This window comes from Rummeliibacillus sp. GQ308 (assembly GCF_059759115.1).
The window spans coordinates 1,869,918-1,888,598 of record NZ_JCAXDQ010000001.1; the positions used below are offsets into that span (position 1 = coordinate 1,869,918).

The window sequence follows — 18,681 nt, forward strand, 5'->3', positions numbered from 1 at the left end:
TATTTTAAATGCGTGGAGGTTTGATTAAAAATGTATTTGCCTATTGCCCCATAAATAATAAGTGTCGCACCAACGAATGCATAAACCATCTGAAACGCTCCTTTTAAAGAAATTAATCAGTGAATATGAAAATCATTCTCATTTGTTAATTTCATCATAATAAAAAAACTATGTGACGTCAACAACTATTCAATTCTTTTGCTGCGTGATACTATATTAAAAAGGTCATAACATAAGGAGTTTTCAATGAGCACATCGATACAAGTACAAACTATACTCAATAGCATGATTCAATCACTCAAAACTGTTTTACCGAACGACGTCCATGTCTCAGCTCCATCCATTTCTAAAGAACCTTACGAACAATCCGAAATCGGAGTTTTAATCGGCATGGTGGGAGATTTAAAGGGTAGAATTATTATAGATTCCTCTCCAGAAACTTTCAGTACTATTAGTGAAGCCATGTTCGGAATGAAGCTTGAAGGTGAAATGCTGGAATCTTTTACAGGAGAGTTTGGCAATATGATTGCTGGCAATCTTTGTACATATGTTGCTGCACAACAATTAGTATTAGATATTACACCACCAACTGTTATGGTGGGCCATACAAAACTGCTTGGCTATAATCAAGCAATCATACTTCCTGTTGATATAGATGCCATCGGAAAGTTAACCATATTGCTAGCGATGGATCCGAGTTAGAAAAAAGAAGCTTTTTCAAAGCTTCTTTTTTTATATCCAGATTACTCATAGTTTGTTAAAGACATATTTGGGAGTTTTTAATCACCCTCTAAAGGTACCCTCACTTAAAACCCTCTTTATATCATTATTTTTCATAGATTTTTATCATCTCATCTCGTTAACCCTCTTAAACACACATTCCTTTTCACACTTCTTTCACACTTTTAGTCAAAAGGTGTGATTTTTATCACATCTAAACCTATATTTTTTTTATATCATTTACTCAAACAATAAAGCAAAACTTCATTCAGAGAAGTCTTCTTTCTTCGGTTATTTACAGCCCAATAATCGGACGAAGTAAAACTTAATTCATCTCGTTCTAGATTATTTATTGAAGAAGCTTCCCTCTTGCAAACTATTGCAGAATAAATGTTTTGATTTAATTGAAAGGAGCGATTTCGATGGCACCCAAGAAACATGAAGAAGAAGAAAACCTAAAAGGAACACTCTATTTAGTATTTGCATTAGGCGCTTTTATAGTAATTACGTGGGCTGCATGCTTTGGCCTATTTTTAGAACGTTTTTAAATAAAGGAAAGAAGGGAAAAAAATGCATCTGCATAAATATGAAAAGTATTGGCTTTTATTTGGTGGCGGATCTTTAATCGTATTTTTATTAATTACAGGAATCATGGCATTTCATAACGGCAGTCATCCACCAAGTGCCAAAAACACAATAAATCATGAAAAGGTAGACCAAATTGCACCATTTAACAAACCTGGTGTTCACAAAGTTTCAAGTAAAGATTGGGATTATGAAATAGTAGTACTCGCTTCTGCCTTTTACTATAACCCACCAGAACTAGAAGTACCTGTAGGGTCTAAGGTTAAGTTTATAGCTACTTCTAAAGATGTTGTACATGGCTTTGAAATATCCGGTACGAATGTCAACATGATGCTAGAACCAGGCTATGTTTCTGAATATGTGACAACAGTTGATAAAGCTGGCGAGTATTTAATTGTATGTAACGAATATTGCGGAGTTGGCCATGCGCAAATGCATTCTATGCTTAAGGTGGTGGATAAAAAATGAGTCAAACAGTCATCGATCAATCAAAAGTCAAAAATGATAGTCTAACAGTTGCAAGTAAGGTTAATAGAAAAACAGCTGAGCTTCTTAAAGTAAATCCTAAAGATGCTAAACTTTCTATGGCTCATATTTATGTTGCATTCATAGCTCTATTCTTGGGTGGAACTGCAGGTCTATTGCAAGTTTTAGTTCGTTCGGGGCATTTTGAATTACCTTTTGGCATCGGCTATTATCAAGTTTTAACTGTACATGGTGTTTTGCTAGGTTTAATACTTACTACATTCTTTATCTATGGTTTTCAAATTGCAGCGGTTAGCCGTACATCTGGTACCCTATCAAATAAACAAAGATTACTAGGCTGGATCGGATTTTGGATCATGACAGCTGGTACTGCAATGGCAGCTGCGATGGTTCTTTTAAATGAAGCGTCTGTTCTCTATACTTTCTATGCCCCATTACAAGCACACTGGATTTACTATTTAGGCCTAACACTTGTTATTGTTGGCTCTTGGATCGGAGGACTTGCACAAGCAATGCGTTGGATACAATGGCGCAAAGAAAATCCAAAACAAACTTCACCTTTACTTTCATTCATGGTCGTTTGCAATAACTTAATGTGGTTTGTTGCAACTCTCGGCGTAGCTGCTGAAGTATTATTCCAATTGTTACCTTGGTCACTTGGCCTAGTAGAACGAGTTGATATTCTTTTATCACGTACTTTATTCTGGTATTTCGGGCATGCACTTGTGTATTTCTGGTTATTACCAGCTTACATGGTATGGTATACCATCATTCCAAAAATTATTGGCGGGAAAATTTTCTCAGATTCCCTTGCTCGCCTTGCATTTATCTTATTCGTATTATTCTCAATCCCAGTCGGAGTTCATCACCAATTGACTGAACCTGGTATTGACCCATCATGGAAATATGTTCAAGTAGTTCTAACTATGATGGTATCTATTCCTTCTTTATTGACAGCATTTTCAATGTTTGCCACGTTTGAATTAGCCGGACGTTCAAAAGGTGCTAAAGGACTGTTTGGTTGGCTAAAAAAATTACCTTGGGGAGATGCAAGATTTTTCGCTCCGTTTATGGGTATGTTAATCTTTATCCCAGCAGGCGCTGGTGGTATTGTCAATGCATCTAACCAAATGAACCAACTTATCCATAATACCATTTGGGTAACAGGACATTTCCACTTAACAGTGGCAACTACCGTTATTCTAACATTTTTCGGTGCTGCTTATTGGCTGGTTCCTCACTTAAGAGGCAGAGTGTTTACAAAAGAGTTAAATCGCCTTGGTATTATCCAAACAATCGTTTGGGTTGTTGGTATGGCCATTATGTCTAGCTCCATGCATATTGAAGGTTTACTGGGTGCACCTCGCCGTTCAGCTTTCTCTGATTATGGCGGTGCTGAAATTGCTAAGACATGGGCATCTTACCAAGTTGCACAAGCTGTTGGTGGCACATTATTGTTCATCGGCATTATTATCTTCTTGTATATCTTTGTAAAACTTTGCTGGTTTGCACCTAAAGGTGAAGAAGAATTCCCAATCGCTGAAATTTCTCCACAAGCGGAGAAAACACCTGCTATTTTGGAAAATTTCAAAGTATGGCTTGTAATTCTAGCAGCATTAATATTGATTGCTTATACATTCCCTATCTATGATATTATACAAAATGCTCCACTAGGTTCTAAAGGCTATAAGCTTTGGTAATCTAGCAAATAAAAAACGTTCTATTTCTTAATTGAAATAGAACGTTTTTATTTGCCTGTATATGTATCTACGATATATTTCCCGCTTGAATCATAATTACACACATATCATCAGGTTGATCAATTTGCAGTTCTTTAGGTAATACATACTCAATAGGTTTCTGCATTTGAATATCAAACTTCTGGTTAATCACTAATTTCTTCAGTTCTTCTAGCCCATCATGATTGATATCATCTAATGCCTCCATTACCCCATCCGTATAAATAAGAACTTGAATTTTTTCTTTAAATTCAATTGTTGTTTTTTTCACTTTCATTTCTCTAAACAATCCTACAGGGCAGCAATTGGTCGATAAGGTAATAATTCTTTGATCTTCGACTAATAAAAACCCTGGTGGATGGCCAGCATTCACATATTCAATAGTATTATTCTTCGTATCAATAACTAAATATATGGCAGTAAAATAATAGTGAAATGTATTTTTTTCTTGATTGAGTATATTCATCCATCTATTTAGTTCTTCAATTAGTGCCACAGGGTCTGGATTTTTGCGAATAGCATCGCGTAATGCAGAAGATATATACATACACACTAAAGATGATGTAATGCCGTGGCCCATTACATCAAGTAAGATTACACCATATCGATCTTCATCAATCTTTTGCCAATAGTACATATCTCCGGCTAATTGATTTGCAGGCAAATAGGAAGCATTGACATTAAATCTTTCTTCTAATAAAGGTTTACTAAGCAGCCCTCTTTGAACTTGCATAGATAATTCTAGTTCATCTTGTATTTTCTTTTCATGTTTTTTATGCCAATCTTTTTCGTATTTTAATCGAAGGCCTACACGAATTCTGGCTAGCAAATCTGTTTTGTTAATTGGTTTTGTAATATAGTCAATGCCGCCGACATCTAACGCTTCAGCAACTTTTTTTGAATCTTCAATAGCTGTTACAAAAATAATTGGTATATCTTTAAACTTAGGGTTATCTTGTAGTATCTTACATGCTTCAATTCCGTCCATTTCAGGCATCATAATATCCAGAAGAATCAAATCAACAGATGTGTTTGTTGATTCTTTTACTTCTGTTTCTAAATAATCGAACATGGCTTTGGCAGATGTAAGAGAAGAATAGTCTGTATAACCTGCACGTTTAAGTATATTCTCTATTAAAAAGAGATTGATTTGATTATCATCTACTATTAATATTGTCATTCTTCTCCCCCTTACTGATAATGTAATTCCCTAATAGTAAAAAATTAAACATTATTAAATAAAAAAGTGTAAAGTATCACGCTACATAAAACAAGGAAAGGAAATGCATAAGCATCTCCTTCTGTTAGATCTTTCTGTATATATTCTCTTTGGCTGAAATAACAGCATATTTATCTGAAAACTGAGTTGACCGCAGAGACTCCTTACTGCCAATTCCCATAAAGCCCCCTTTACAGAGGCTTTCATAGAATAATTGGTTAACGTTTAGTTGAAGATCACTTGTAAAATAAATCATTACATTTCTGCAAATTATGATATGAAATTCGTTAAATGACCCATCTGTTACTAAATTATGTTGAAAGAAAACAATGTTTTTTCTTATGCTTTCGTCTAAATAAGCATAATCATAATCTGTAGTATAGTATTTAGAAAACTCATGTTTACCACCAGCATTTAAATAATTCCGAGTATAGGTTTGCATGCGATTCAACGGAAGAATGCCTTTTTTTGCAGTAGATAAGACTTTCTCACTTATATCCGTTGCATAGATCTTTGCTCGATCGTATAGGCCTTCTTCTTCTAATAAGATAGCCATGGAAAAGGCTTCTTCGCCTGTTGAACAACCTGCATGCCAAATCCTAATTTCAGGAAGATTTCTCAAATGCGGAACTACCTGTAAACGAAACGCTTCAAAAAACTCAGGATCTCGAAACATCTCTGTTACATTGATGGAGAAATCATCAATTAATTTTTCTACAAATCCTTTTTCATATAAAACCTTTTCAATTAAATAGCTAATTGTCCTAACATTTTCTATGCGAGCTCGATTCTCTATTCTTCGCTTAATAGATGAGCGCATATAATCACGGTAATCAAAACCCGAAACATCAAAAATCGCCTGCAACAATAACTTTATTTCAATTTCTTCTCTTTCTTCTTGTGTAATAGAATCTTTCATAGTTTTCACCGCTATCTGGTTACCACCGTTGATGTGAGCCATACACGAAGCACAGACAATAATTGATCTACTTTTAATGGTTTGCTTACATAGTCAGATGCACCGGCTTTTAGACATTTAGCTCGGTCACCCTTCATTGCTTTTGCTGTCAGGGCAATGATTGGCAATTCTTGATACTGTTCTTGCTGGCGAATCAGCTGCATTGTTTCATAACCATCCATGCCTGGCATCATGATATCCATTAGGACGGCGTCAATTGTATTTTCTTCATGAAGAATGTCTAAGCATTCATAGCCATTTTGCGCAGTGATTATATTCATTCCTTCTGCTTCTAATACTTTACGCAAAGCAAAGATGTTTCGGTTATCATCATCAACGATTAGTATCTTTTTCCCTGTTAATTTATTTGAGTTTGCTTGTTCTTTCTGCTGTTCTTCGCTGAAGCTTACTAAAGTGTCAAATGTTATATCTTGATCTTGGCATCGTTCTGCTTCTACTGTAGCTGCAATAAGATCTGTAACGTCGCTTTCTTCCATTACATTTACGCCTTCTGGCAAGTTTGGAAGGAATAATGTAAAGGTACTTCCTTGCCCTTCAACGCTTTCACAAATTATATTCCCGCCAAGCAATTTTGCAAACTCTCTACTAATAGATAAACCTAATCCAGTGCCCCCATACCTGCGAATAGTTGCGCCATCCGCTTGTTGGAATGCCTCAAAAATTAATTCTTGTTTATCTTTCGGAATACCAATACCTGTATCTGATATATTGATTTCAATCCAATCAATAGTTGGATTTGCACCTTGAACATGTTTGTAAACTCGTTCCATATCTGCTTTTTTGAAATGAACATCTACAGAACCATCATCCGTAAATTTAAAGGCATTTGAAAGTAAATTCTTCATAATTTGTTGGAATCGTTGATGGTCAGTATAGAATAACGCTGGAATATTGTCCTCCATTTTCACTTCAAAGGATAATCCTTTGTTTTTCGCAATATGCTTAAAGTTTTGGTAAAGAAGATCAGGTATCTCGCTAACATTCATTTCTTCAAATTCAACCACTAATTTTCCGACTTCAACTTTTGACAAGTCTAATATATCGTTGATCAAGGTTAATAAATCTTGACCTGATGAACCAATAATTTGGGCGAATTCACGTTTTTCTTCGGCTGTACTGCTATCTTTAGGATCTTGAAGCATCTCAGACAAAATAATAATGCTGTTAAGAGGCGTTCTAAGCTCATGAGACATATTCGCCATAAATTCGGATTTATATTGCGAACTGCGCTGCAACTCTAAAGCTTGCTCTTCTAACTCTTTTTTCGTCTCTTCTAGCTGATGTGATTTTTCTTCAGCTTCATATGTTCTTTCTGATAGCTGTTCATTAATCATTCGCAATTCTTCAGCTTGTGTTTGTAATTCTTCTGATTGAGCTTGCAACTCTTCTGATTGTGCCTGAAGCTCTTCCGTTTGTGCTTGTGACTCTTTTAAGAGACGTTCAATTTCCATACGTCCTTCAACGCTATTAATCGTAATGCCTAATGTTTCAAGCACTTTTTGGATGAATTTTTCTTGAACTGGTGTAAATGTTTCTAAGCTTGCCATTTCAATGACTGCTACTACTTGGTCTTCAAAGATAACTGGTGCAATTAAAATACTTTTTGGGCTAACTTGACCAAGCCCTGTGGTTACCAATTGATAGTTATCGGGTATATGTGTGATAACTTGTGATTTTTGTTCAGACACACATTGACCAATAATACCTTCGCCGACCCGGAAAGCTTCCCGGCCAATATTTTCTCCATCGCCCGCAATATCAGCAAGCTTGATAAAGCGAGTATCTTTTCCATCACCTTTTCGAAGGTAAAAGACTCCGAATGAAGCATTAATCATTGGTGCCAATTTAGTTAAAAGACGATTTGCTAAAACTTGAATATCTTCAATTCGTTGATACATTGTACCGATTTCTGCTAAACCGGTTTGAATCCAGTTTTGATCATTCATTTCTTGTGTATATTTTTTCTCATTTAAATTATATTGCTCTAATGATTCTGCCATTGCATTGAATGAATGAGCAATATCACCAATCTCATCTTTAGTATTGATATGGATCCGTGGGATACTAGATAAATTATGGTAATCAATATCTTTAATTACACCAGCAATAGATGACAAATCTTGGGAAAGTTTGCGTAGCATCCACAAAAGAATTGCTGAAACGAATATAATTCCAATCACTGACCCAATAATACTTAAGAATAAAGTACTCTCATAATTTTTTTGAGATTCATCGACTTTTGAATCCATTAACTTTTCTTGATACGTTTTAAAATCATTGAGTGTCTTCGTTACTTCACTACGTTTAGCCATTTGGTCATTCATCAGAGACTCGAGATTTGCATTGTTGTCTTTATTAGTCACCGCTTGAATAATCTTAGTTTCAGTTGCAGTATAAGATTGATACTGATCATTTAGTTGCTGTGACAAACTTTTTCCATCTGTAGTATTAACTAACGAGCTTAACTGAGAAATATCCTTCATAATAGCTGTTTGGTTTTTTTCTAATATTTCTACGCTCTTTTCAGCTTTGCCTTTCCCTTCATTAAGCGCAGCAAACAAGATTTCTCGGTCTGACTGGGAAAAGAGCTGTCTCATATCTAAGACTATTTTTACCTTTTCATAACGGTCGTCGACAATCTCGCTCATATTTTTTCTCAACGAATTTAAGTTGGATATCATCGTTGATAACAGAATTAATAGAAAAACAATAATTAATCCAAAGCCTATCCATTGCCTTTTCTTATAATCCATATAATCCCGCCTTTCTTTTTAATGTTATATAGAAATTTGTAAATAATCCTAGTAGTAAAGAATAGTATACATACTTTATTCTATCACTATTCGATAGATTATGCTAAAAAATGTTCCGGATTGCGAAAAAAATGAAAAAAGCCCCAAAAGTATGCTAAGAGCATACTTTAAGGGTCATGGTTATTTGTATTCTACTGGTTTAGTCGGCAAGATTGGAATCAATTCATCTTGATATTTTACTTCTTCTTCATTAAATAACAGATGGATTTCACCGTAATCTTCTGATGTTCTAATCAAGCGTCCCATCCCCTGCTGTAATCGAAGTAGCATAAAAGGTAAATCTACTTCTTGGAAAGGATCTTTTGCAAAAGCCCGTTTAGCGTCAAATAATGGATCGTGTGGAGGGAATGGCAAATCAAAAATAATTACTCGCGTTAATGCTTGTTTCGGCAAGTCTAACCCTTCCCAAAGATGATAAGAACATAAAACATTGAGCTTGCCTTCTTGGAATTCTCGAACAATGGAGGACAATTCACGATCTCCTTCAAAGCCAATTGTTGATTTGAACTCATCCGGCAGTTTTTCTTTGAATTCGAGCATAGCTTTTTGAGATTTAAATAGTATAAGCGTTTGCTGTTTGTCCTTTAATAGTTCTTCTACTTTTTGAGCTTTTTCCTGCTGTGAGCTCTGGTGCAAGAAAATTTTCATCACTTCTTCATAATCAAATGGAGAAGGTACAGAGAAAGAGTGATAATTCTTAATGCCTAAGCTTCCTGCTATATAACTAAAATCCTTGTTAACTGACAGAGTGGCAGAAGAGAAGACGTAAGGAATTTTTTTGGTGAATAATTTCTCTTCTAATACTTCAGTAATCAATCTCGGCATAATGACTAGTGTTTCTTTGCCATCCGTTTCTTCTAGCCAATTGACCGCATCATTGCTAGTTGCAAAAATCTTCATTGCTGATTGATATTGTTCTAAAAATTCTTCAGCCATTCTTAATTCATATTCCGGAATAACATATAGTTCTGATTCAAACACAAATTCCTCTAAAAGCACCTCAATAATATTGATTACTTTTTTTCCTAACGCTAATAATTGAGGAGATTTATTAATTCTTTTACGTTCATCGGCTGATTCAATAACATCATCTCGCAATTGGTCAAAAAACAATTCATGCCCCTCTTGCAATTGTTCCATTGTGTATAACGTTTTTTCGCGTAGACCGTCAACCATTAAACGGTCGATTAATTGAACAATGGTATAATCTTGCACTTTATATGTCAGTGCTTTTTGTGCAGCATACTCAAGCAAATGCCCTTCATCAAGCACAATCATCGATACTTCAGGTAACAGCGACAATTGCCCTTCTCGTTCACGGGATTCTTTTGTAGCGATATGCTCCATTAAAAAGTCTTGCGAACAAATGATTAGATCTGTAGATTCTCGGTAATGTGCCCGATGCAGTGTCTGACCACATCTATTGCGCAATTCGCAAACAGAACATTGTTGAATAGAATTGTAATTCACAAGATTCCATTCTTCATCACTTATATTTGGGTAATCACTGTGTTGGCCATAGAGATTTAATGTTCCTTGGCCGAAAACGCCTTCAGGCATTGTTTCTGCAATGTCGTCCAGATAAGGGCCATCAGCATACTTTTCAGCTTCTTCAAAGCGTTTAATGCATAGATATTGATCTCTTGACTTTGCCAGGCGAACATCTATCTTCATATCAAGCGTATCCTGTAATTTATATAAATCGCCACCAGCTTTAACCAGTTGATCGATTAACGTTTCATCTGCACATGCAATTAAAGCAGGCTTTCCCGTATAGCGTGCATAGGCAATCGCAGGCAATAAATAAGCGATTGTTTTACCAGTACCCACTCCTGCTTCAGCAAAGAGCACCGCTTTCTCACGAAGCACTTTTTCAATTTGGTAAGCCATAAAAATTTGTTCATCACGACATTCGAATCCTTTTTCAGGAAGCTCGTCATACAAAATATCGCCTATCCAGTCTCCTAATGAATCAAAGAAAGACTTATCTTTGGATAAGGCAAATGGTATTGACTGTCTCATTCTTATTCCCCTCTCGACTAGACAACGAAACGGATAGGTTTCCCCATCCGCTACATACGCACTTAAATCTTTAATAATCCTATTATAGACAACTTTATCTAAATTTAAAATATGTTATAGCTCTACTATTTAGTCACTGTTTTCAAGATTTTTTACCCCAAAACTGGTAGTAATCCGTCTTAATGAAACCATTGAAGAGCTTACGTTTCTTTGTAGCTCTCTTACCGTATAATTCTTCAAAATTCTCCATGGAAGAGAGCATATAAACAGACCAAGTTGGATATTTATTCATCATCTTACCCATATCCTGAACCATTTTTTCAATAGTCTCTTTTTCACCGATACGTTCACCATATGGCGGGTTACCAATCATTACACCATCCGATAAGGTTGTGGTAAAATCCGTTACTTGCATTTGCTTAAATGATACCAAGTCAGCAAAGCCAGCTTCTCGTGCATTTGATTGTGCAATCTCAACCATTCTATGATCAATATCAGAACCAAAGATTTGAAGTGGTTGATCGTAGTTAGCTACATCCTCAACTTCCATACGCACATCGTTCCATATACTAGATTTTATCCACGGCCATTCTTCACTAATAAAGTCACGGTTGTAACCAGGAGCCATGTTTTGTCCAATCATAGCAGCCTCAAGAGCAATCGTTCCTGAACCGCAAAACGGGTCTGCAAATGGTCGATTCGGATTCCATTTTGATATATATACTAAGGCAGCAGCAAGCGTTTCTTTTAAAGGAGCTTCACCTTGATCAAGACGATAACCTCTTTTATGTAACCCTGCTCCGCTAGTATCTATTGTCAATGTTGCAATGTCTTTTAGTATAGAAATCTCAATTTTAAACTTAGCGCCGGTTTCTTCCAAAAAGCCTAAACGCATGTAGTGGCCCTTCAACCGTTCCACAATGGCTTTTTTTGTAATCGCTTGGCAGTCAGGAACGCTGAATAATTTAGACTTTACAGATTTCCCTGTAACCGGAAATTCGGCATCGACAGGCAAATACTTTTCCCATTCAATCGCTTTTACTCCCTCAAACAATTGCTCAAAAGTCTTAGCTGGGAAGCTTCCAGCTACAATTTTTACGCGGTCCGCTACGCGCAACCATAAATTGGTTTTAGCGATATCTCTCTCATCGCCTTCGAAATAAACTTTCCCGTTATCTGTTCTTGTATGATAGCCCAAGGCTTTTAGTTCATCGGCCACAATCGACTCAAGCCCCATGGCTGCTGTCGCTACTAGTTGATATTTAGTCATACTTACTTCCCTTCTATTTCTAGTTCCCAAAATTCAAGGAACTCCATTATCTCATCTAATGGAACCGGTTTTGAATAATAATATCCTTGAATCATATCACAATCCATTTCACCGAGCAATTTAACTTGATCACGCTGCTCAACACCTTCTGCAATGACGCTCATTTGTAATCTGTGCGCCATCTGGATTATCGCATGCACAATCGCTTGCTTATCACTGACACTGCAAATTTGTTTGATAAAGCTTTGGTCAATCTTTAAGCAATCAAGCGGAAATTCGACTAGATAGCTTAGAGAAGAATAACCTGTACCAAAATCATCAAGAGATAATTTAAAACCCATATGTTTTAGCAGAATTAATTTACGCGTTGTTTCTTTTTCATTATTCATGATTGTTCTTTCAGTCAATTCTAATTCAAAATGGTTTGCTGGCAAATTATTTCTTTCTAATATTTGCTGTATCGAAGTAATAAAATTCGGTTGATGAAAATGGATACTCGATATATTAATGGCAATTGGCATTTTGTAGCCATACCCTATTAGCTCATGAGCATCCAGGCATACTTTTTCTAAAATAATTTCGCTAAGAGGAATAATCAGCCCTGTCTCCTCTGCGTAAGGGATAAATTCACCTGGAGACACATTTCCTAATATCTCATTATGCCAACGGACCAATGCTTCCATTCCAATAATCTGCTGTTTTTGATAATTGACTTTAGGCTGGTAATATATCTCAAACTCATTTTTATTGCTAATCGCTTTTCTCAGTTCACTATCCAGGGTAAACGTTCTCTTTGCGTCTGTTTTCAAATCATCAAAGTAAAAAGAAAATTGATTTTTCCCATGATCTTTTGCATAGTACATGGCAATGTCTGCTTTGTTGAGCAATGTTTCTGTATCATCTCCATCATGCGGATAAACACTTATACCGATGCTAGCTGTGATAAATAATTCGTGGGTATGAATATAAAATGGACTTTCGAGCAATTGAATGATCTTCTCGCCCAAATGTAACGCTTCTCTTGGATGGTGAATGTCTGTAAATGTTAGAACAAACTCATCACCGCCATATCGCGCAAAAATATCTTTGTTTTTAAGTAATGTCTTTATACGTCTTGTAACCTCAACCAGTAATTGGTCTCCAATTGCATGGCCTAGTGTATCATTAACTTGTTTAAAACGGTCTAAATCTAAAAATAATACAGCGTGCTGATAATTATGCGTTTTAGATGTACTTAGCAATACATTCATACGTTCAGTATAAGCGAAGCGGTTTGAGACGCCTGTCAGCATATCAGTTGTAGCACGTTTTTTCAGCTCGCTCTCCACATTTTTCTCATCTGATAAATCTGAGAAAATGCCGCAATACCCAATGATAGTATCTTCATCGTTGGTTATTTTAGTGATTTTCAACCATTCCGGATATACGTCTCCTGTTTTGCGACGATTCCATATTTCTCCCTGCCATTCGCCTTCACTGGCGATACTAGCCCACATCTTTTGATAGAAGTCTTTTTTATGGTTTCCTGATTGAAGTACATCAGGTTTTTTACCTATAACTTCTTCTTTTTTATAACCCGTTACAAACTCAAAAGCAGGGTTTACATCAATTATTTGAGATTTTAAATTTGTAATCATGATTCCTTCTGATATAGAATCCAGAATTTTAGGTGTTATGTATTGACAAAGTTTGGCGAGATGTTCTGTATGAATAGTATTTTTTGCAATATGCTGATCCATTTTATACACCATCTCCTAAAAGAAAGGCTCTCCAATAACTGGAGAGCCAAATATTCATATAAAATATAAAGCATCATTAAAAGAACGTAAGCCATGTTTTGTGCCCGAGTACTATAACGGCGCTATGCCTTGTACTAATGGGTAGTAATCATCTATCTACGGAAATAAATTTCCGTCTCTCCATCCATTCATTTCTTTTTGGAGAATGCCCCTACCATAATTTGGGTTGCTCGCTCGCGGGGTTTACCTCGTTCCACCTGCAACGTTTCCGATGCAGCTTCGTCACTGTGGCACTTTCAAGGAGTTTCAACCATATCCATAAAGGACTTAGGTTTTCCTCCTGCCGTCAGCCTATAGACTGCCTTAGCTTATTGATTCGCTAAGCGCGAACACTACGTTCATCTCAGAGCCGTGCGAGCATGGACTTTCCTCAACAATGTTTAACATTGCAGCGATTACTTGTTCTTTTATGATGACGTCAACTATTATACAGGTATTGTTATAATTTTTCAAGACCTATTTAGTTGAATAAGATTAATCATATAATTTATCGCCAAAAACGTGTTTTTCTAAATTGGCAATTCTTTTTAAAATATCAAAATTAGTGTTTGTTGCATACGAAGATGAAGAAGTTTGTCTTCTTCCATCAGTAGAAGCTTGTGACTGCGCATTTTTTAACTCATCCTTTAACGCATCCACCTCTTCTTGTTTTTTTGCCAAAGCTTTTTCAAATTTTTCATAATCTTGAATGATAATATCTAAAAATTGATCTACTTCGTCTTGGCTATATCCTCTGATTCCCGTTTTAAAGTCTTTATCTAAAATAGCTTTCGCAGATAGTTTCATATCCATATTCATCTTCCTTCCATATAAACGTCTGTCTCAACATTATAGCATAATTCATTCGACGTTCCTTTTATTTCCCGTGCAATGATTGCTTCTTTTTTAGCCGCAGTTGCCTATGGCTAATTTCATTAAACTTTTTCAATTTTTTATCTCTATCCAGACTTTGCATATTATTTAGGGTCCGCTCTGCTTTATACGCGTTATAGAGAGCTGATTGGTAATCTTTACGCCTATGCTCATCTATTTTTGCGAGCTCTATATATGCAATAAGCTGTTCACTTTCTTTGAGAAAAGGAACTGCAGTCATAAAAGATTGGTACGCCTCTTCATAGAGATGTTGTTTTTTTCTCTGAAATGCCAAATGATAATGGGCATAGCCTGCTTCATTACTATTAAATTGATTTGTTACCTTTTCTAATACTCTGCTACCTTTTTCATAGTCAGAAAGATCACCATACCACTTACCGATATTTGTAATAGTAGTAGATGATTCATCCTCTTCACTTTCACACAATAAATTTGTTGCATGGATGTATAGGGTAACCAATGATAATAAATCATATTTATTATGATCTAACACCTTCAGCAAGGCATCAGGATTACCGCTTTTAATTGCATCTAAATAAATGATTGGTGCCAGATACCCAGGGATATCTCCAACCCGTTTGAAGCCTAATTTTTCCTCTTCTATTTGCGTTAATTTCATACGCGAAAGATCATTTTTCCAAATTCTTTTGGAACCATGTAAAAGATCAATATGCCTTTGTTCAGGCAAGTTCGGCAAATCTTTTTTATGCAACGTAAAACGCGTTTGGAGTTGAGGCCAATCAAAGCTCTTGCCATTGTAAGTGACAAGCGTTTTATTGGGTTCCCAAAGCTTAGATTCATATAAAAATGCTGTTTCATGGCTTGGTTCAGCTAAAACATATTGCTTTAGTATAAATCCGGCTTGTGATACTTCTAATATTCCGTTGAGGAAGATCTGTGTTCCAACGCCACGCAATCCTGTTGTTTCAGTATCATAAAAAATAAGTTGATCGTCTTTTGTAAGTTCTATTGGATGTGAATTATCAGGCATGCTCCATAATCGGAATGCATTATATAGATCTCCCAGGAGAAAATCTCCATGTTTCGTCTCAAGTGGATAATGGGTTTCAAGTAAAAAAACCATTCCAAATTGATTTTCTATTCTTTTCAGTCCTGCCATTTCCCAGTCTTTTGTATATGCAGGGTCACTTGGTTTTGCGAATGGCGTTTTTTTCTCTTCCGCTTTTGAAGAGGATTTTTTAATCATTTTTTTCATCTGGAGTATTTTATTTTCGTATGACAAGATTAATCATCCATTTCTGCATGTGTGATCATTTGTAAAAATGAGAGTACTTGTTTCTTGCCTTCGCCTTCTAAGTCTTGGGCTCCAATACACGAAGGACAACCATTTTTGCAAGGACAGCTTGCGACATGACTGTAAACATGTTCAATCAACTCTTCCCATAAATCAAAAACCCGTTCACTAAGCCCTATTCCGCCTGGATATCTATCATAGACGAAGAATGCTGGTTTGCCAATATGCGTCGCTTTTACTTGCGGAACAACATGTACATCGCTAATATCGCTTTGCAAAAATAAAGGAATAAAACTATTCATTGCGTAGGCAACACCAGTCATAGCATTTGTTAAGTCATCTTCCTTCCAGCTTTCTGGTTGGTCAAACGACAGCCATGTACTGCTTGTATGCAATTCTTCAGGAGGTAAATGAATGGGACCGCTACCGATATTATCATGTGTACCAAAACGAATTTTTTTAAAGATGGTTGCAGTGGCAAGTGTCATTATATCCCCGAAACCGACTTGTAGATGGCCTATTGTTCGTTCTTTATCTTCACTTATTACCTTTAATTCTACCGCTAAATTTGCATCTGTAAAATAATCTACATCCACTTCTGTAACGTAAGCCTTCTTTTCTTCCCAATCCAATTTTTCAACTTGATATTGAATGCCTTGGTGAAGGTATATCGCCTCTTCATGCAGTAATGTCATTGCACTGTATCTATCCATCTCTCCAATCACTTTTGTATGGGCAGGAATAGTTTGGTCAATAATGACTACATTTTCCTGAGAGGCAGAGCGCAAACTAATATCATGTGCGGGAAAACTGTCGCTCATCCAATGCCATTTATCCGAAGATTTCACTAGAATGCCTTCTTCGCAAAGGTAGTCTAGAAAATCATCTATTTCGAACTCAGCGTATTTTTCACCTTCTTGAAAAGGTAACTCGAATGCTGCACATTTTAGATGGTCCATTAATATAAGTATATTCTCTGGATAGATGCGCGCTTCCTCTGGCGAGCTTTCAAATAAATAAGATGGATTTTTGATAATGTATTGGTCTAAGGCAGTTGATTGCGCTACATAAATGATTAACGCATCATCCTGTCGTCTGCCAGCACGGCCTGCTTGTTGCCAAGCACTGGCGATATTGCCTGGATACCCAGTCATGATACATGCCTGCAACTGACCAATATCTACACCTAGCTCTAAAGCATTCGTCGATACAACACATTGGATGGTACCATCTCTAAGCCCTTTCTCTATCGCCCTACGTTCAGATGGCAAATAGCCCCCTCTATATCCCCTAATACTTTCATCGTGAATTTTTTTTACAGTTAAGGATTTCATATAGGTGACTAGCATCTCAACACGCACTCTGCTCTTAGCAAAGATGATTGTTTGTATTCTTGCATTATATAATTCCCTTGCCAAGTCTCGCACTTCAAGTATTGCGCTTCTTCTCACACCAAATGTCGGATGGATAATGGGCGGGTTATAAAACAAAAATGTTTTTTTACCTGCAGGCGCACCATTTTTTGCAATCAGTTTATGGTCTGTATTGGTTAGGTTTTCAGCAAGTTCTCGCGGATTTTTGATAGTAGCCGAAGTGCAAATAAAAGTCGGATGGCTACCATAGAAATGGCAAATACGTAAAAGGCGCCTTAGCACATGAGCGACATGTGAACCAAAGACCCCTTTATACGTATGCAATTCGTCTACAACGATATACTGCAAATTCTCAAATAATGAAACCCATTTTGTATGATGCGGCAGTATCCCTGAATGCAGCATATCTGGATTCGTCATCACAATATGGCCTGCTTTTCGGACTTTTTGCCGGATACCAGGCGCTGTATCTCCATCGTATGTATAACTTAATATTTCTTCTTCACTGTCTTCTATTAACTTGTTTAAATCGCTTTTTTGGTCTTGTGCCAAAGCTTTGGTAGGGAATAAATAGAGGGCTCTTGCTGTTCGATCTTCCATGATTGATTGCAGCACGGGTAAATGGTAGCATAATGATTTTCCTGAAGCTGTAGGCGTTACGGCAGTAAAGGATTCGTTCTTCATCGCATAATCAAATGCTTGCCGCTGATGAGCATACAATTGGTCTATTCCTCTTTTTTCTAACGCTTTTTTCAATGATGGATGCAAATTGCTTGGCAATTTGACTAAATCTGCTTGCTTTGCTGGAATTGTGTGTACATATTCAATTCGGTTTTGCATTTCTTTACTTCGTTGCCATTCTTCAAGCAATTCCTGAATGTTTTTTTTCTTATTAAGCATCTGTATCATCCTTTTTTAACGCTCGCTGCAATGTTTCCAATGTATAGGTAACAGATTGAATAGATTGATAGAGCCTTTTCCTGCTGGTTTGCTGATAAAAAGATTGGACAATAAATTGGTCCATCGCATCGACTGCATTTTTTATTTGAATTTTATGGACATGTTTTGGTTTATGGAGATCAAGCCATTTCTCTACTTCTGCTTGCCAAATGGCTAATTTTGCATGGTATGCGTCAGCATATGGCTTAACTTCCTTAAAAAAGTCCGGAGATGTGTTTGTTTCTCGCATATTTAAAAACCGTTGCCAGCTTTCTTTACATTCATTTAGTAATTCTTCTGTCATCTTTTCAATCATCATTCACATCTCCGTTTAATTTATATGAACTAATTAATTTATTAATTTTCTTCAACCTGTTTAACAAGGTTTTCTTTTCAAGCTGTTTTTATTTTAACAAATATATTTGTCTTTTACTACTTAACAGCGAACAAATATTCTTTCTGTTCTTCTATCATATCAAGGCGGTTTGCTACAAGTGCTATATTTTTTTCATGCGTTTTGGTATACATCTCTTCTTCGTGGTTCACCCTATTCCGTAAAAGTTCATCTACCATTTCAATTAGATTCAATAAGTGATCAATTTTCCGCAT

At 36.3% G+C, this 18,681-nt stretch carries 15 protein-coding genes and 1 other RNA gene; 4 read left to right on the top strand and 12 right to left on the bottom strand.

Annotation, left to right across the window (positions count from 1 at the left end):
• Nucleotides 1-246 precede the first annotated feature (246 nt).
• From AC6CHJ_RS09360 to AC6CHJ_RS09375, 4 genes are all read left to right on the top strand, one after another.
• On the top strand, nucleotides 247-702 hold the full coding sequence (locus tag AC6CHJ_RS09360; RefSeq protein ID WP_066788386.1) for a chemotaxis protein CheX: 456 nt from the start codon (nucleotides 247-249) through the stop codon (nucleotides 700-702).
• Between the two features lie 440 nt (nucleotides 703-1,142).
• A complete protein-coding gene (locus tag AC6CHJ_RS09365; RefSeq protein WP_147195739.1) occupies nucleotides 1,143-1,268 on the top strand; it encodes a cytochrome c oxidase subunit 2A in 126 nt (41 codons plus the stop codon).
• A gap of 22 nt (nucleotides 1,269-1,290) precedes the next feature.
• On the top strand, nucleotides 1,291-1,773 hold the full coding sequence (locus AC6CHJ_RS09370) for a cytochrome c oxidase subunit II (RefSeq protein WP_498288225.1): 483 nt from the start codon (nucleotides 1,291-1,293) through the stop codon (nucleotides 1,771-1,773).
• Between the two features lie 116 nt (nucleotides 1,774-1,889).
• On the top strand, nucleotides 1,890-3,491 hold the full coding sequence (locus AC6CHJ_RS09375; protein ID WP_066791889.1) for a b(o/a)3-type cytochrome-c oxidase subunit 1: 1,602 nt from the start codon (nucleotides 1,890-1,892) through the stop codon (nucleotides 3,489-3,491).
• A 67-nt stretch (nucleotides 3,492-3,558) separates the two neighbouring features.
• Here AC6CHJ_RS09375 and AC6CHJ_RS09380 read toward each other — a convergent pair whose 3' ends face one another.
• From AC6CHJ_RS09380 to AC6CHJ_RS09435, 12 genes are all read right to left on the bottom strand, one after another.
• Nucleotides 3,559-4,710, bottom strand: coding sequence for a SpoIIE family protein phosphatase (locus AC6CHJ_RS09380; protein ID WP_498288227.1), 1,152 nt, complete (start codon nucleotides 4,708-4,710; stop codon nucleotides 3,559-3,561).
• Between the two features lie 124 nt (nucleotides 4,711-4,834).
• Entirely contained in the window at nucleotides 4,835-5,668 is an 834-nt protein-coding gene (locus tag AC6CHJ_RS09385) for a CheR family methyltransferase (RefSeq protein WP_446738191.1), read from the bottom strand.
• Between the two features lie 11 nt (nucleotides 5,669-5,679).
• Nucleotides 5,680-8,481 (bottom strand): response regulator, encoded by a 2,802-nt coding sequence (locus AC6CHJ_RS09390; protein ID WP_446738190.1) that lies wholly within the window; start codon nucleotides 8,479-8,481, stop codon nucleotides 5,680-5,682.
• Between the two features lie 180 nt (nucleotides 8,482-8,661).
• The gene (locus AC6CHJ_RS09395; RefSeq protein WP_446738189.1) at nucleotides 8,662-10,563 is read right to left on the bottom strand and encodes an ATP-dependent DNA helicase; all 1,902 of its coding nucleotides are present in this window, start codon (nucleotides 10,561-10,563) and stop codon (nucleotides 8,662-8,664) included.
• A gap of 142 nt (nucleotides 10,564-10,705) precedes the next feature.
• The gene (locus tag AC6CHJ_RS09400) at nucleotides 10,706-11,833 is read right to left on the bottom strand and encodes a THUMP domain-containing class I SAM-dependent RNA methyltransferase (RefSeq protein WP_066788404.1); all 1,128 of its coding nucleotides are present in this window, start codon (nucleotides 11,831-11,833) and stop codon (nucleotides 10,706-10,708) included.
• Nucleotides 11,834-11,835: 2 nt separating this feature from the next.
• On the bottom strand, nucleotides 11,836-13,572 hold the full coding sequence (locus AC6CHJ_RS09405) for an EAL domain-containing protein (RefSeq protein WP_498288229.1): 1,737 nt from the start codon (nucleotides 13,570-13,572) through the stop codon (nucleotides 11,836-11,838).
• Between the two features lie 83 nt (nucleotides 13,573-13,655).
• An RNA gene (rnpB, locus tag AC6CHJ_RS09410) (RNase P RNA component class B) lies at nucleotides 13,656-14,039 on the bottom strand.
• Nucleotides 14,040-14,106: 67 nt separating this feature from the next.
• Nucleotides 14,107-14,430, bottom strand: a complete 324-nt coding sequence (gene gpsB, locus AC6CHJ_RS09415) for a cell division regulator GpsB (protein WP_066788409.1) — start codon at nucleotides 14,428-14,430, stop codon at nucleotides 14,107-14,109.
• A 58-nt stretch (nucleotides 14,431-14,488) separates the two neighbouring features.
• Nucleotides 14,489-15,748, bottom strand: coding sequence for a ribonuclease H-like domain-containing protein (locus AC6CHJ_RS09420; protein WP_498288231.1), 1,260 nt, complete (start codon nucleotides 15,746-15,748; stop codon nucleotides 14,489-14,491).
• A 2-nt stretch (nucleotides 15,749-15,750) separates the two neighbouring features.
• The gene (locus tag AC6CHJ_RS09425) at nucleotides 15,751-18,033 is read right to left on the bottom strand and encodes a DEAD/DEAH box helicase (RefSeq protein ID WP_498288232.1); all 2,283 of its coding nucleotides are present in this window, start codon (nucleotides 18,031-18,033) and stop codon (nucleotides 15,751-15,753) included.
• Entirely contained in the window at nucleotides 18,026-18,388 is a 363-nt protein-coding gene (locus tag AC6CHJ_RS09430) for a YppE family protein (RefSeq protein ID WP_498288234.1), read from the bottom strand. Before AC6CHJ_RS09430 ends, AC6CHJ_RS09425 begins: the two co-directional genes overlap by 8 nt.
• 116 nt (nucleotides 18,389-18,504) lie before the next feature.
• The gene (locus AC6CHJ_RS09435) at nucleotides 18,505-18,681 is read right to left on the bottom strand and encodes a hypothetical protein (protein ID WP_184117458.1); all 177 of its coding nucleotides are present in this window, start codon (nucleotides 18,679-18,681) and stop codon (nucleotides 18,505-18,507) included.

Excerpts from the sequence above, each read along its gene's own strand:
- AC6CHJ_RS09360 (WP_066788386.1), top strand. The coding sequence starts at position 247 with ATGAGCACATCGATACAAGTACAAACTATACTCAATAGCATGATTCAA.
- AC6CHJ_RS09370 (WP_498288225.1), top strand. The coding sequence starts at position 1,291 with ATGCATCTGCATAAATATGAAAAGTATTGGCTTTTATTTGGTGGCGGA.
- AC6CHJ_RS09385 (WP_446738191.1), bottom strand. The coding sequence starts at position 5,668 with ATGAAAGATTCTATTACACAAGAAGAAAGAGAAGAAATTGAAATAAAG.
- AC6CHJ_RS09365 (WP_147195739.1), top strand. The coding sequence starts at position 1,143 with ATGGCACCCAAGAAACATGAAGAAGAAGAAAACCTAAAAGGAACACTC.
- AC6CHJ_RS09395 (WP_446738189.1), bottom strand. The coding sequence starts at position 10,563 with ATGAGACAGTCAATACCATTTGCCTTATCCAAAGATAAGTCTTTCTTT.
- AC6CHJ_RS09425 (WP_498288232.1), bottom strand. The coding sequence starts at position 18,033 with ATGCTTAATAAGAAAAAAAACATTCAGGAATTGCTTGAAGAATGGCAA.
- AC6CHJ_RS09435 (WP_184117458.1), bottom strand. The coding sequence starts at position 18,681 with ATGCGGAAAATTGATCACTTATTGAATCTAATTGAAATGGTAGATGAA.
- AC6CHJ_RS09380 (WP_498288227.1), bottom strand. The coding sequence starts at position 4,710 with ATGACAATATTAATAGTAGATGATAATCAAATCAATCTCTTTTTAATA.
- AC6CHJ_RS09405 (WP_498288229.1), bottom strand. The coding sequence starts at position 13,572 with ATGGATCAGCATATTGCAAAAAATACTATTCATACAGAACATCTCGCC.
- AC6CHJ_RS09375 (WP_066791889.1), top strand. The coding sequence starts at position 1,890 with ATGGCTCATATTTATGTTGCATTCATAGCTCTATTCTTGGGTGGAACT.
- AC6CHJ_RS09430 (WP_498288234.1), bottom strand. The coding sequence starts at position 18,388 with ATGATTGAAAAGATGACAGAAGAATTACTAAATGAATGTAAAGAAAGC.
- AC6CHJ_RS09400 (WP_066788404.1), bottom strand. The coding sequence starts at position 11,833 with ATGACTAAATATCAACTAGTAGCGACAGCAGCCATGGGGCTTGAGTCG.
- gpsB (WP_066788409.1), bottom strand. The coding sequence starts at position 14,430 with ATGAATATGGATATGAAACTATCTGCGAAAGCTATTTTAGATAAAGAC.
- AC6CHJ_RS09390 (WP_446738190.1), bottom strand. The coding sequence starts at position 8,481 with ATGGATTATAAGAAAAGGCAATGGATAGGCTTTGGATTAATTATTGTT.